The organism is Paraburkholderia sp. FW306-02-B (assembly GCF_058782725.1).
Map to the genome: position 1 here is coordinate 2,461,063 of NZ_JBYSXZ010000001.1, position 12,726 is coordinate 2,473,788.

The following is a 12,726-nucleotide window of genomic DNA, read 5'->3' on the forward strand; positions in this document are numbered from 1 at the left end:
AAGCCGCCCCAGTCGGCCAGTTATCATCAGTCCGCCCCTCCCTACCTTAGTAGGCAATGCAGACTGACTTTGTGCTTGTGTAAGCGTCGATGGCGGCAGCGCCATGTTCGCGACCAATGCCCGAACTCTTGAACCCGCCGAACGGCAGATTCGGATCGACCATGTTGTGCGTGTTGACCCAGACGGTTCCGGCCTCGATCGAGTCGGTCATCGAAAGGGCTGCCGATAGATCAGTTGTCCAGACACTTGCGCCGAGCCCGTACGCCGAGTCGTTGGCGTGTGCTACTACTTCGGCAAGATCAGAGAAAGGCATCGCCACCAGGACAGGGCCGAACACCTCTTCCTTGAGGAGTCGAATCGGGAGATTGTCATGGTTGGCGAAGACAGTCGGCCTAACGAAGTAGCCATCCGAAGGCGTTGGTCCGTTGCCGCAAAGCAGCTCGGCGCCGTCCGCGATCCCCGACTCGATCAGGGACTTCACGCGCCGCTGATGGTGTCGGGAGACCATGGGCCCCATCTGCGCGCACTCGTCCAGACCGCCGCCGATCACAATGTTGTCGGCGATCGCCGAGAGTTGCCCCAACACCTCGTCATAAATGTGCTGATGAACGTAGAGACGCGACCCGGAGGTGCAGACCTGGCCGTGGTTGAAGAAGATCGCACTTGCGGCACCCCGCGCGGCTACGGCCGGATCGCAATCTTCAAGGACGACGACAGGACTCTTGCCGCCGAGCTCGAGAGAAACGGGTTTGAGGTTTTTCCCGCACGTTGAACCAATCAGCCGGCCGACCTCCGTCGAACCCGTGAAGGCGATCTTGTTCACGGCCGGATGCGCAACCAGAGCCGCACCCGCCGTCTCGCCGCGGCCCGTCACTACATTGAGCGCGCCCGGCGGCAACCCGGCTTCAAGGGCAAGTTCTGCGAGCCGCAAGGCGGTAAGCGGAGTCTCTTCGGCAGGTTTGAGCACCACGGTATTGCCGCAAGCGAGAGCGGGCGCAATCTTCCAGATCGCCATCAGCAACGGAAAATTCCATGGGATGATCGCCCCGACGACGCCCACGGGAATTCGCCGGGTCGAAGCGGAGGAGCGAACACCCGGCGGAAGAGGTAACGAGAGGTCAAGTGTCGAACCGGCAATCTTCGTCGCCCAACCCGCCATGTAGCGAAGCCATTGCGCACTTCCACCCACTTCGAACATTCGCGAGTAAGCGAGCAGTTTCCCGTTGTTGCGCGTTTCAAGATGCGCGAGTTCCTCGCCGTTAGCCTCGATAAGGTCTGCAAGTCGCAGCAGAATTCGCTCGCGTGCGGCCGGCAACATCGTCCGCCACGCGGTCGATCGGAATGTCGCGGCCGCGCACAGGACCGCGCGGTCGACGTCAGCCGCGTCGGCATCAGGAACAGACGCGATTTCACGGCCCGTCGCCGGATCGAACACTGCGATCGTTTTCCCCGACTGCGCTTCTTGCCACTCACCGGCGATCAGCATATGCGTGCGCAGGTTCGCATTTTGTTCTTGTGGCGCGAGGGTGACTGAGATATCCATCGAAATGTCCTATGAGTAAAGATGGCGACAAATAAGCGCACCGGCACGCCGCGAGCGATGCCGCGCATGAGAAGACTTAACTTGTAAAGGCGACCTGATCGAGGCAGGACGACAGCGTGCCTTGCGGACGAGCTTTGTTCCGCGACGAAGAAGCAACTCGCTCCGGCGAGGAATCGGCGGCCGCGCGATCAGGCGTGAGCGTCCTTAATCTGTTTAATCGTCCGCGAAGGGCGAACGGCACGCCAACCAATGATGAACAATGCCGCCATTGCTAGTACGCCGAAAAGATACGCTGGAGCGAGAGCGATCACGCCGAAGATGTCACCGGGCCCGAAGCGGTTACCTCCAAACGACAGTCCACGGTTCGACGCCAGATTTGCAAAGAAATAAAAGACGACGTTAGACCATCCATCGCCGACGATGATCCATCCGAGCAGGGCACTGGCCTTCTCGGAAAACTCGAGAGCCGGCAAGACGAATGCGACCGCAATGACCATCATCCCGTTCAGTGCGGGGCCGATGTGTGCGCGGGCCCACCCTTCCGGGGTGCCCGGTACGTTGAAATGCAGGATGTACCCCGGAAAGAGCTCGAAGCCGCCCAGCAACCGCATCCAAAGCCCCAAGCCAAATAGAAGCGTGCAGAAGATCATCAGCACACCATGCCCTGCCATTTTCTGCTGCCGCGACTTGTCCATGCCTGTCTCCGTATACTTAATTTTTAGTGAATCGGTAAGGTGCACCGTGCTGAGCGCTATATCCAGAACTTCTGCTTGTGATATCGACTCGCAAAGAACACGAGCGGTGAGCCGTCCACTCCCTCGCAAGCAACCACGCTCGCGATAAACAGCGTATGGTCATGCACCTCGACCCGCTCAATCACTTCACAGTCGAACCAGGCGAGACTTGAACGAAGAACCGGCACTTGAACGTGGACCGCATATTCCGGCGTAAGATCCGCGCCCGGACGGCCGCTGAACCGCGCCGAGCAGGTTTCCTGGTCGGCGTGAAGAATGCTCACGCCAAAACGTCCGTGCTCGGATATAAGGCGGTGAGTGCGCCCCGGCTTTAGCGAGATCATCACCGTCGGCGGATCAAGGCTTATAGACGTAAAGCTGTTGATCGTCATCCCATGAACGCTGCCCACCTGCTTGTCCTCAACAGTCACCACGGCGATGCCGGTGGCGAACAGGGACACCGCCTTGCGGAATCGCGTTCTCGCCTCAAGGTCCGCCGGTGCAACTTTATCTTCCACTATATTCATTTGCATTCCTACATGTCATAGATCCCATTCTGACGAACAGAATCGCCACTGGGCGGATGGCGGGTGTGCCTATGCCTCTGCCGTAGAAGGCGTCCCTATGCTGCGACGGCGGCTGAGTGCGTTTCCCGAGCTGCGGATTTCAACCTTTCGCACCACGCGGCCATCCGCTGCGGACTGGAAAAACAGTCCCACTGGCGTTCTGGGTAGTTGAAATTGTCGGTGAATTCGTCTGCGAGCTCGCGATGCTGGTACAGGTTGAAGATGAATTGCTGCAACTCCGCCGGGAGGAGACGGAGGTTTGTGAGCATGAAGTTGGTCCACCGGGTCGCGCACAACACGCGATCCTGGCGTCGCATGTTGACGTGCTCGCAGAAACGCTCGTCAAACACGTCCTGGCGAACGATCTCTTCAGCGACGATCCATGCCGCGTGCGAAGCCATGTTGGCACCTTGGCCAAGCACTGGGTCGACAGTGGCATGAACGTCACCCAGCGCGAGAGCCATCTTGCCGTCACCTAGCGCCATGTGCGTGGTTCTCACAGTCGGCGTAACGCCGCCCTGCAGGATATCGAGCGGGCTGCTCGCCAGATCGAATTCCTTTTCGTCGATCCGCTCGGCGACGCTCGGGTGGTGGATGCGGAGCTTCTGGAGAAGCATCCCGATGAACGCACGTGGATCTTCGTCGTATTTCTGCTTGGCAACGATCTCCATATCGCCACCGGGAATGTTCTCAATCACCAACGCTGTTGCCATCCCGCCAAACGACACCGTCGGAATCTCGATCATTTCTCCGTGACCGGGCGAGAAGGACATGGTCACCGCACGGACAGGCGATTCGGCAATGCCTTTGAAGATGCCAGCGCAGAGCATCCGCTGCGGCCGATCGAACGGCGACAGCTCCGGTCGATGCTGGTACATCTGTCCCAGTGGTCCTTTTCCTGTGCAAACGACCAGCAGATCGAAGGCGGCGGCAAGCTTGGGTACATCCGCTGCGTCAAGCGTGCGGTATTCGATCTTGCCTCCTCGTTCGAGGAAGTCTTCCATCAGCGTCGGCTGATAGATGCGATAGTCCACCGCACGGCTGGGCGCCTTGAGATCGCCATAGAAGCGCAACGGCTGGGGACCGCCAATGTAGTAGTAGTGCCCGAAGTAACCGTCATCGGGCCAGTGATTGACTCCGAGGGCCGTCTCGCGCTGGACCGTTACTGCATGGTGAGCAACTGTATTGAGAAGTCGCATCCCGGCGTACTCTTCGGGCTTCCGGTCCGTGAAGATGGTTACGTCCACGTCATGCTGCCGAAGATAAAGACCCAAATGCAAGCCTGCGGTGCCGGCGCCGATGATGCCGATTTTCTTCTCTGCCACGGTTTGTCTCCTGTTGTGTCACGGTTGTATTGGAATTCAATATAGACCCTCCCTATTCACTCGAAAACCAGGGTAAGTGGTATAAGATAAATTCCGGAATGGACTGAATTGAGGTGGCTTGATGGATAACCTCCAGAATCTGCAGGCTTTCCTGCGCACTATCGAAATGGGCAGCTTCTCAGCCGTGGGTCGCGATCAGGGTATCTCCCAGTCCGCAGTGAGCAAGCAGATAGCCGCGCTGGAGGCGACGCTGGGCATCCAGTTGTTCCGGCGCACGACGCGCAAGTTAAGCCCGACAGGCGAGGCGTTGCAGTTGTACCCGCATGTACGGCAACTTCTGGATGCTGTGGACGTAGTGAAATCCGACGTCCATGGAATGCCCGCCGATGGCATCGGCGGAACGCTGCGCTTGACGATGCCCGGTTCATTTGGACGCAAGGTAATCATGCCGCTGTTACCGCAGTTGCTTAAACGTCATCCACGGCTGGTGCTCGAAATGGTCTTCGCCGACAACATGCTGGATCTCGTAGAGGAAGGGATGGAGTTGGCGATCCGCATCGGCGAGCTTCCGTCGAGTACTCTGGTCACACGGCCACTCGGGATGGCCCAGCAGCGACTGGTTGCCACGCCTGACTACCTCGCCAATCGCGGTCGGCCGGAATTACCAATCGATCTCGTCGACCACAGTTGCATCGCGTACGCAGGTACCCAGCGCTGGAGCCGTTGGGAATTCGAATCTGAACACGGTCGTCAGGCGGTCGATATCTCTGGTGCGATCCGCGTCAATGATCTGGATGCCATCTACGATGCGACGCTCGCACATATGGGGGTATCGCTCGTCCCGGAGTGGAAGGCAAGCGAAGATATACAGGACGGCAGGCTTGAATCGCTACTACCAGAGTATTTTCCTATTCCTCTGCCAGTGAACGTCGTCTATCCGCAAACACGCTTCCTATCACAGCGCGCGAGAACGTTCATCGACTTTGTCGTGGAAAACATTCAACGCATTTGAGACTCAAGCGATAGGTCGACCTGATTCTTAATTTGCTTGCGTCGCACATATCGAGGATAGCTTTACGTATTTTCACGCTTCAAACGCTTCAAACGTTTCAGGCGCTTTGTGCAGATCCTTTTGTGTAGTCCGCGCCGACGCGGGCCCAGTTGTGTCGCACCGATCTGTCACTGCTGACACATTCATCAGAACAGTCAGAACGGCCGGTCGTTGTCACTGTGTTCGTGGAGCGGGTCAGGACTCTTCTGGGTTGAGCGCAGCACGCCGGCGTCGTCGAAATAGAAGTGGAACAGCAGGTACCACACGTTGTCTTCCAGGTAACGATAACTCCACACTTCGCGCTTCATCAACGGAAAGTAAGCGGTTTCCTCCGGCCGGCCAAAGTTGACGAGCACGTCCTGGTTCGTCCACTTGCCAGGCTCCGCGCGGTAGAACTCGCTCGGCTGCAGGACTTGCCGCACGCTGATCACCTTGCCCGTCGCATCGATGTCCGCAGCCGTGGTGACTTCACCCATGGGCTGCGTCGGCCACATCAGCCGCTTCGAACCATCCGGCAAGTTGTAGACCTCGCGCGGCGGCCCGAGCCTGGCGATGACACTGGCTTGCGGTTCGCCCGCATGGAAACCCTGCCACGGTTGCATGCAGGCACCCAGCATGAGTGCCGCGCATACCAGCGCGGTGCATGTGCCACCGGCCCGACGCGACGCGGGGTTGATTGTTTTCGATCGACGGGATGTCATATCGGGCTCCGTGCATCACGACTGCATGAAAGTTTCGACACCGGACGCGGAACAAGATTCGCGTACGAGCGCTGCAATCAGGCAGCGTATCCAGTTCTTCCTCGACTTCGCTATTCGCCTCAACGAAAAGAAATGCCCTGCTGCTCCTACCCTTTCGTAGGGCATCTCCCCATCGGATTCGTCAAAGACGCGTGACATAATTCGCCACAAGCTCGAGCCCGTCCGTCACTCCGTCACTGCCATGCGTAGCCTTTTCCACCGCAAGATCGGCAGCATTCTAGGATTGCTTGCAATCCTGATGGCAACGCTCGCGCCAACGGTTTCGCATACCCTCGCGGCCGACGAACGTTTTGAGGCGTTCCCGGGCGCTTTGTGCTCCGCGCAAAATGCTGGTTCCGACGAGTCGTCGTCCCCCGAAAAGGCGGCCCATTCGCAGGCGTGCGCGTATTGCGGGCTGCTTGCTCACTTGCCCGTGCTACCGAGCGGGACCGTGGAGTTTGCGCAGACCGATTGGGCCGTTCAGCCCACGGCAGCTCCCCTGTTTCAGTCGATCCGCCGCGTTTTCCCCTTCACCGCTGCGCAGCCGCGAGCGCCCCCATTTTCATCCTGACTGAGTCAGCAAGGCGGCGATGCACGTGTTATTGCATCGCCGCGCCGTCGCGCGTCTTCTGACAGACCCGCGATCGCACAATCGCGACCATTCACGAAGGATGAACCATGCGCCCTACTCGAGCACGCGCCGGTATGCCGACGCTCGTGGCTTTAGTTGTTCCTGCAACTGCAGCAGCAACGCTTCTTTTTCCCCCACCTGCAACTGCGCACGCTATTGCAGGCAACCGCGTTTTCCCGGCGACGATGGCGGTCGACGACCCCGGCGTTGGAGACGAAATCAATCTGGGATTCGGGCACGTCAAATCTGACACGGGCGACGGAGACACCCAGAACACCAATACGACGACGCTCGAATGGGACAAGCTGATCACGCCCAGTTTCGCGCTGTCTGTGACGGGGACCTATGTGAACGTGAACGCGCCGAATGGCGGCTCGGCCCGCGGTTTCGACAACTTCGCGGTCGGCGCCAAATATCGCTTCTACGTCAACGAAGCACATGAGTTCATGGCGTCCGCCGGTGTTGTTGCCGAGCTGGGCGGCACAGGCTCGACCGCGATCGCCAATCCTCATTCTGCGATCACGCCGACGCTTTATGTCGGCAAGGGATTCGGCGACCTGCCGGACGGCCTGAAATATCTGCGACCGTTTGCGATCACCGGCGTTGTCGGCCCGCGTTTGACGATGAACGCTTCCGACCCCGACTCCCTGAACTGGGGCGTGACGGTGCAATACAGCCTGCCGTATCTGCAGAATTTCGTACAGGACGTGGGACTCAAGGCGCCCTTCAGCAACCTGATTCCGGTCGTCGAATTCCCGATGAATACCTGTACCGGCGGCCCCTGTTCGGGGCATACGACCGGGAGCATCAATCCAGGCATAATCTGGCTCAACCGTTGGGGCCAGTTGGGCGCCGAGGCGGTGATACCGGTCAATCATGCAAGCGGCAAAGGTGTGGGTGTCCTGTTGCAAGCCCATCTTTACCTGGATGACGTGCTGCCCAACTCCGTCGGCAAACCGCTGTTCGGCAAGGGAGATTAGCCATGACTGTGTTCGATGATCTTCGTCGACGCTGCGGCATAGCGGCCATCGCGACCGGCATCCTGATCCCGTCCGCCGCCTTCGCGCACGTGTTCCCGCAGACGCAATCCCCGTCGGCGGGTGCCGAGGTATCCGCGCCGGAGAACGTGACGGTCGTGTTCGATGGCCCGCTCGAACCTGCCTTCAGCGCCCTTACAGTAAGCAATTCGACGGGTAAGCAGGTCAATACCGAGAAAGCGCAAATCGATCCGAACGACAAGACGTCGATCCATGTCGCGCTGCCCCCGTTGCCACCCGACAAGTACACCGTGCATTGGGTGGCCGTCGCTTCCGACGGGCACCGCACGCACGGCGACTATTCGTTCAGGGTGAAGTAAGGGACCGCGCGGCGATATCCGGTTCGGTCATCGTGGCCGCTCTTGTCGGCGCCGCCGCGAGGATTCGGACGCCAGCCCGGCGTCACGGCGCTAAACTGAAAGCATGGCTTCGGAAGGGAGAACGTCATGCGTCTCGTCGACTGGAACATCCAGTGGGGACGCGGTGTGGATGGCCGCGTCGATCTGATTCGCATCGTGCGCGAGGCACGGGCGCTATGCGATTTCGATATCCTGTGTCTCCAGGAGCTCACGCGCGGCTTCCATGAGGGACAGGCGAACGGCGGATTGGCAGGCGGCCCGTCAGCCGATCAGTTCGCCGAGCTTGCCGCCTTGCTGCCGGGCACGACCGTGATCGATGCGATCGGCTCCGATCTTCCGGGTGTCGGGGCCGCGCGACAGAGGCGTCAATTCGGCAATGCCATCGTGAGCCGGTTGCCTGTCAAACAGGTGCTGCGTCATTCGCTACCCTGGCTGGCCGCCCCCGCCAGGCCGTCGATGCTGCGCGTCGCGCTCGAAGCGGTAATCGAAACCGATGTTGGTCCGTTGCGTGTCGTCAGCACGCATCTCGAGTTCTACTCTGAAGCTCAACGGCTGGCGCAAGTGACGAGACTGCGCGAATTGCACGAGGAAGCATGCGACCACGCCCGTCGTCCGGCAAAAGCGGAAAACCCGAACAGTCCGTTCGCCGACACTGCCCGCCCGATGAGCGCCATCGTGTGCGGTGATTTCAACAGCGCGTTCGGAGATTCTGCTTATTGCAGGATGCTCGAGCCGATTGCCGGCGCGCCCGCCTTCGCCGACGCGTGGACCTGTGCGCACCCGGATGCCCCGCGCGCCGCGACGGTCGGTCTGTACGATCACGAGCAATGGCCCGACGGACCGTTCGCATGCGATTTTATTTTTGTCACCGAGGATCTGAAGCCGCGCATTGCGGGTTGCGATGTGGACCAGAATAGCCGCTCGTCCGATCATCAGCCCCTGTGGCTCGAATTGCGCTGATCCGCGCAACATCACAGAGACGTTCGCAATTGCTACGCGACGTGTGCCGCGAAGCCGGACTGCTCCGGAGCAATATCCGAGCGCAACGTGAGTTCCGGGATCTCGTACTCGCCGGCATTTTGCGGGCGAAAGGGTATCGGCGCGGTCTGCCAAAGCGCGTCAAGGCGCTGGCCGAGCGAGTCGCAAATCCCTGAAAATTTTGCTTCGTCAATTCGGCCTGTTCGATAGATCACGTACGGCGGCAAGACGTCGAAGCCGGGGTAATACAGAATCCCATGCTGGATGGGGAACAAAATATCATCCATTGGGCCATTGATACCCCGCGGGCCGTAATGAGACGCCCATCCGCCCGCCGTGACGATCAGCATCGCCCGTTTTCCCGCCAACGTGCCTTCCCCATAGCGGTCGCCCCAGCGCGCGTCGGAGTGTTCCCCTACCCCATACGCGAAGCCATACGCATAGACGCGTTCCACCCAGCCTTTCAGAATCGCCGGCATCGAGAACCACCACAGGGGAAACTGCAGGATGAGTGCATCCGCCCACATCAGCTTCTCCTGTTCGAGTGCGATGTCCTGACTCTGCAGACCATTCTCGAACGCATGCCTGGAGTCGAGGGTTGGATCAAAGCGCATACCGGATCGCCGCGCCTGCCTGTCCAGGCTGTCGTCCGCATCGAGCGATGCTTTCCACTTCATCGCATACAAGTCTGAAACCTGGACCATGTGCCCCGCATCCTCAAGGCGTTTGACCGAAAAGTCCTTGAGCGAGCCATTCAATGACCTGGGTTCGGGATGAGCGTAGACGAGAAGAACATTCATGGCTGGGCCTCCATTGCTAGAAGACGGCAGGATAGGTTTTCGTCAGGTATATTGGAAATGAATTTCTGATATCTCAGGTATTAAGATGAATAATCTTCGAAGACTGGACCTCAACCTGCTGGTCACACTTGATGTTTTGCTCTCCGAACATAACGTGACTCGCGCGGCACAACGGCTGCACTTCTCTCAACCATCGGTAAGCGTTCATCTCGCCAAGCTGAGAGATGTCTTTGGAGATCCGCTGTTGCTGCCCGGGCCACGAGGAATGCGGCCCACCGCGAGAGCCGAGGAATTGCGCGAACCTTTGCGGCAGGCACTCGATGCACTTGAGCGCGCGGTGTCGCCTGCCAGTCCTTTTGATCCAGCCGAGGCCTGTCATACGTGGCGCGTTGCCGCTGCCGACTACGGCGAATTGACGGTCCTGCTGCCGGCTTTGGCAGGCTTGCGCTCCGCGGCGCCGGGTAGCCGGCTGGCGGTTCTGGAACTTTTTCCGTCGCGCATAGCCAGGCAAGCGGAACAAGGGGAGATCGATCTTGCCCTCCATACCAGCGAGGGGGCGCCTTCCGGAATGCATCGGCGGGTCCTCTTTACGGAGCGATATGTTCTAGTCGGCCGTGCAGGTCACCCGCGTTTGAAGCGCCGGCCCACGCTCGCGCAATTCTGCGAACTCGATCACGTGATCGTCTCGCCGGATGGCGGGGGATTTCGCGGCATCACGGATGAAGTGCTCGAGGAGGCAGGTCTCGCGCGCCGGGTTGTGCTCTCCGTTCCGCACTTCCTGTTCATGATGTCGGTCCTCGCGAGCACGGACCTCGTGGCGATGTTGCCTTCGCGCCTGGTTCGCGACACCAGCGTGCTGCGGGTGGTCGAGCCACCCGTCGAGGTACCCGGCTACGAGATGGCCATGCTCTGGCATGAACGCTCCCATCGCGACCCCGCACATCAGTGGCTGCGTGAGTACATTGCAAATTCGGTGTGATCCGCGAACGTGGTTACGGTTGCCTCGTTCGCCAGTCACCGCCGCCACGAACCGTGCGGCAACTCGCCGTCCCGCGTGGCGGCGGCCAGCCCGGTGGCGAGGCCCGCGCGGTCCAGCGCAATGCAGTACACCGGCTTGGCGCGCTCGAAGCGCCAGCTGTCGGCGAGCGGGCCCGCATCGAGCGGATCGAAACCGAACTGATCGAGAAGCGCGCTCACCACGCGCCTCGCCTCTTCATCGTCGCCGGCGAGCGGCAACGCGCGGCGGTTCGGCGTACCGGCCGGCTTGCCGTCCGTTTCCAGGTCCTTCGCGAGGATCGCGTTGAAGGCTTTGACCACTTTGGCGCCCGGCAACGCGGCGGCCATCATCTGACTGGTGGTGGTTGTGCGACTGTCGAGCGCTTCGATGTGGCCGTCACGCTGCGGATAGTAGTTGCAGGTATCGATGACGATCTTGCCGTCGAGCGCCGCGGCCGGCAGCGCCTGAATGTTCCTGAACGGCACGGCGACCACCACGACGTCGCCGAACTTCGCGGCCTCTTTCGCAGTGCCGGGCGTGCAGCCGATCGCGGCGGCCGTGCCCGCCAGGGTCTGCGGATCGCGCGAATTGCTGATCATCACGGCGTGACCGCTGTTCGTTGCCAGGGTCGCCAATGCGCGGCCGATAAAGCCCGCGCCGAGAATGCCTATCTTCATTGCTCACACTCCGTGCTTGTTTGAATGGTCCGAAGGGGTCCGAGGGTCGCTGCGTCGAGCGTCTGGAAACACTATGATTCAAAACCTCAGCAAGATAAACGCGCATAATTCACCGACTGTCGAAATCACAGGTAGGGAATGATGGACCGTTTGACCAGCATGGCTGTGTTCGTGAAAACCGCCGATAGCGGCTCGTTCGCCGCGGCGGCGCTCGCGTTCGGCATCTCGTCGCAGATGGCGGGCAAGCATGTGAGCACGCTGGAAGCGCGCGTCGGCGCGCGCTTGCTGAACCGCACGACGCGGCGCCAGAGCCTCACCGAAATCGGCCAGATCTTCTACGAGCGCTGCAAGGCGCTGCTCGCCGACGCCCAGGCTGCCGAGTCGGTCGCGCAGGATCTGTCGTCGTCGCCGCGCGGCCGCTTGCGCATCACGGCGCCGGTTACGTTCGGCGCCTGCTGCCTTGCGCCACTGATTACGCGCTATCTGAAGGCCAATCCCGAGGTGCGGGTCGAGTTGTCGTTGACCGACCGCTTTGTCGATCTGATCGACGAGGGGTATGAGGCCGCCATTCGTCTGGGCGCGTTGTCGGATTCGTCGCTGATCGCGCGGCCGCTGATGCCCTATCGGCTGGTGGCTTGTGCGGCGCCCGCTTATCTGGCAGGGCGCGGCGTCCCGCAAACGCCCCAGGAGCTCACGGATCACGAGTGCCTGAGCTTTGTCTATACGGCGTTGCCGGTCGACACCGAATGGCGTTTCAGCGACGCGCACGGCGAGCAGGCCGTGCCGATCTCCGGCCGCTTCCAGGCCAACGATATGAAGGCGTTGCAAGCCGCCGCGCTCAACGGCGGCGGCGTGATTCTCGGGCCCGAAGTGGCCGTTAAAGACGACCTTGCCGCGGGCCGCCTGGTGCGGGTGCTCGCCGACTACGAGGCGCCTGCGCGGCCCATGCATCTGGTGTTTCCGGCGAGCCGCGCCACGCCGAAGTTGCGCGCGTTCATCGATCAGGTCGTGGTTGAGTTCGGGCCCGATACGGGGTGAGACGCGGTATGAGACAAGGTGTGAGACGACGCGGCGAGGCGAGCTCGAAAGACGCGCCTTCGCCGCGCGCGCGTCTTCGCCCTATTGCCACCCAACCGCCACCTGATTGCCCCCATTCACCGCTAGAATTCGCTTCCCGCGCCGCACAAGGCAAAATACGGGTTTGCGCGCCCCAACGGCGCCGCAAAATCTGCAGAATCAGACGTCGGCGGAACCCATGCCGTCGACCTTTGCAACACGCATGACGACG

At 60.6% G+C, this 12,726-nt stretch carries 14 protein-coding genes; 7 read left to right on the forward strand and 7 right to left on the reverse strand.

Annotated elements, in window-relative coordinates:
• Window positions 1–46 precede the first annotated feature (46 nt).
• The 4 genes from styD to styA form a co-directional block, all read right to left on the reverse strand.
• Complete coding sequence (gene styD, locus AC3WOG_RS10880; protein ID WP_492577996.1) at window positions 47–1,543, reverse strand: phenylacetaldehyde dehydrogenase StyD; 1,497 nt, start codon at window positions 1,541–1,543, stop codon at window positions 47–49.
• A 188-nt stretch (window positions 1,544–1,731) separates the two neighbouring features.
• Entirely contained in the window at window positions 1,732–2,238 is a 507-nt protein-coding gene (gene styC, locus AC3WOG_RS10885; protein WP_492577997.1) for a styrene-oxide isomerase StyC, read from the reverse strand.
• 56 nt (window positions 2,239–2,294) lie between these two features.
• Window positions 2,295–2,804, reverse strand: coding sequence for a styrene monooxygenase NADH-dependent flavin reductase subunit StyB (gene styB, locus AC3WOG_RS10890; protein WP_492577998.1), 510 nt, complete (start codon window positions 2,802–2,804; stop codon window positions 2,295–2,297).
• A 95-nt stretch (window positions 2,805–2,899) separates the two neighbouring features.
• Complete coding sequence (styA, locus tag AC3WOG_RS10895) at window positions 2,900–4,168, reverse strand: styrene monooxygenase subunit StyA (RefSeq protein ID WP_492577999.1); 1,269 nt, start codon at window positions 4,166–4,168, stop codon at window positions 2,900–2,902.
• Window positions 4,169–4,289: 121 nt separating this feature from the next.
• On the opposite strand from styA, the gene AC3WOG_RS10900 reads away from it, so the two are divergent.
• Window positions 4,290–5,180 (forward strand): LysR family transcriptional regulator, encoded by an 891-nt coding sequence (locus AC3WOG_RS10900; RefSeq protein ID WP_492578000.1) that lies wholly within the window; start codon window positions 4,290–4,292, stop codon window positions 5,178–5,180.
• Window positions 5,181–5,374: 194 nt separating this feature from the next.
• Here AC3WOG_RS10900 and AC3WOG_RS10905 read toward each other — a convergent pair whose 3' ends face one another.
• Window positions 5,375–5,920: a hypothetical protein gene (locus AC3WOG_RS10905; RefSeq protein ID WP_492578001.1), complete on the reverse strand. Its 546-nt coding sequence runs from the start codon at window positions 5,918–5,920 to the stop codon at window positions 5,375–5,377.
• 241 nt (window positions 5,921–6,161) lie between these two features.
• On the opposite strand from AC3WOG_RS10905, the gene AC3WOG_RS10910 reads away from it, so the two are divergent.
• From AC3WOG_RS10910 to AC3WOG_RS10925, 4 genes are all read left to right on the forward strand, one after another.
• Complete coding sequence (locus AC3WOG_RS10910; protein ID WP_492578002.1) at window positions 6,162–6,530, forward strand: DUF2946 domain-containing protein; 369 nt, start codon at window positions 6,162–6,164, stop codon at window positions 6,528–6,530.
• A 134-nt stretch (window positions 6,531–6,664) separates the two neighbouring features.
• Window positions 6,665–7,570, forward strand: coding sequence for a hypothetical protein (locus AC3WOG_RS10915; protein WP_492578003.1), 906 nt, complete (start codon window positions 6,665–6,667; stop codon window positions 7,568–7,570).
• A 2-nt stretch (window positions 7,571–7,572) separates the two neighbouring features.
• Entirely contained in the window at window positions 7,573–7,947 is a 375-nt protein-coding gene (locus AC3WOG_RS10920) for a copper resistance CopC family protein (protein WP_492578004.1), read from the forward strand.
• 126 nt (window positions 7,948–8,073) lie between these two features.
• Window positions 8,074–8,946, forward strand: a complete 873-nt coding sequence (locus AC3WOG_RS10925; RefSeq protein ID WP_492578006.1) for an endonuclease/exonuclease/phosphatase family protein — start codon at window positions 8,074–8,076, stop codon at window positions 8,944–8,946.
• Between the two features lie 32 nt (window positions 8,947–8,978).
• Here AC3WOG_RS10925 and AC3WOG_RS10930 read toward each other — a convergent pair whose 3' ends face one another.
• The gene (locus AC3WOG_RS10930; RefSeq protein WP_492578007.1) at window positions 8,979–9,764 is read right to left on the reverse strand and encodes an NAD(P)H-dependent oxidoreductase; all 786 of its coding nucleotides are present in this window, start codon (window positions 9,762–9,764) and stop codon (window positions 8,979–8,981) included.
• A gap of 85 nt (window positions 9,765–9,849) precedes the next feature.
• Between AC3WOG_RS10930 and AC3WOG_RS10935 the strand changes: the two genes are divergently transcribed.
• Window positions 9,850–10,743 (forward strand): LysR family transcriptional regulator, encoded by an 894-nt coding sequence (locus AC3WOG_RS10935; protein WP_492578008.1) that lies wholly within the window; start codon window positions 9,850–9,852, stop codon window positions 10,741–10,743.
• A 35-nt stretch (window positions 10,744–10,778) separates the two neighbouring features.
• Here AC3WOG_RS10935 and AC3WOG_RS10940 read toward each other — a convergent pair whose 3' ends face one another.
• Window positions 10,779–11,438 carry an NADPH-dependent F420 reductase gene (locus AC3WOG_RS10940; protein ID WP_492578009.1) on the reverse strand — a complete coding sequence of 220 codons (660 nt, stop codon included), beginning with the start codon at window positions 11,436–11,438 and terminating at the stop codon, window positions 10,779–10,781.
• Between the two features lie 141 nt (window positions 11,439–11,579).
• On the opposite strand from AC3WOG_RS10940, the gene AC3WOG_RS10945 reads away from it, so the two are divergent.
• A complete protein-coding gene (locus AC3WOG_RS10945; protein ID WP_492579775.1) occupies window positions 11,580–12,476 on the forward strand; it encodes a LysR family transcriptional regulator in 897 nt (298 codons plus the stop codon).
• Window positions 12,477–12,726 lie beyond the last annotated feature (250 nt).

Coding starts and splice junctions, on each gene's coding strand:
- AC3WOG_RS10930 (WP_492578007.1), bottom strand. CDS start 9,764: ATGAATGTTCTTCTCGTCTACGCTCATCCCGAACCCAGGTCATTGAAT.
- AC3WOG_RS10900 (WP_492578000.1), top strand. CDS start 4,290: ATGGATAACCTCCAGAATCTGCAGGCTTTCCTGCGCACTATCGAAATG.
- AC3WOG_RS10920 (WP_492578004.1), top strand. CDS start 7,573: ATGACTGTGTTCGATGATCTTCGTCGACGCTGCGGCATAGCGGCCATC.
- AC3WOG_RS10910 (WP_492578002.1), top strand. CDS start 6,162: ATGCGTAGCCTTTTCCACCGCAAGATCGGCAGCATTCTAGGATTGCTT.
- AC3WOG_RS10945 (WP_492579775.1), top strand. CDS start 11,580: ATGGACCGTTTGACCAGCATGGCTGTGTTCGTGAAAACCGCCGATAGC.
- styB (WP_492577998.1), bottom strand. CDS start 2,804: ATGAATATAGTGGAAGATAAAGTTGCACCGGCGGACCTTGAGGCGAGA.
- AC3WOG_RS10905 (WP_492578001.1), bottom strand. CDS start 5,920: ATGACATCCCGTCGATCGAAAACAATCAACCCCGCGTCGCGTCGGGCC.
- AC3WOG_RS10935 (WP_492578008.1), top strand. CDS start 9,850: ATGAATAATCTTCGAAGACTGGACCTCAACCTGCTGGTCACACTTGAT.
- AC3WOG_RS10915 (WP_492578003.1), top strand. CDS start 6,665: ATGCCGACGCTCGTGGCTTTAGTTGTTCCTGCAACTGCAGCAGCAACG.
- AC3WOG_RS10925 (WP_492578006.1), top strand. CDS start 8,074: ATGCGTCTCGTCGACTGGAACATCCAGTGGGGACGCGGTGTGGATGGC.
- AC3WOG_RS10940 (WP_492578009.1), bottom strand. CDS start 11,438: ATGAAGATAGGCATTCTCGGCGCGGGCTTTATCGGCCGCGCATTGGCG.
- styD (WP_492577996.1), bottom strand. CDS start 1,543: ATGGATATCTCAGTCACCCTCGCGCCACAAGAACAAAATGCGAACCTG.
- styC (WP_492577997.1), bottom strand. CDS start 2,238: ATGGACAAGTCGCGGCAGCAGAAAATGGCAGGGCATGGTGTGCTGATG.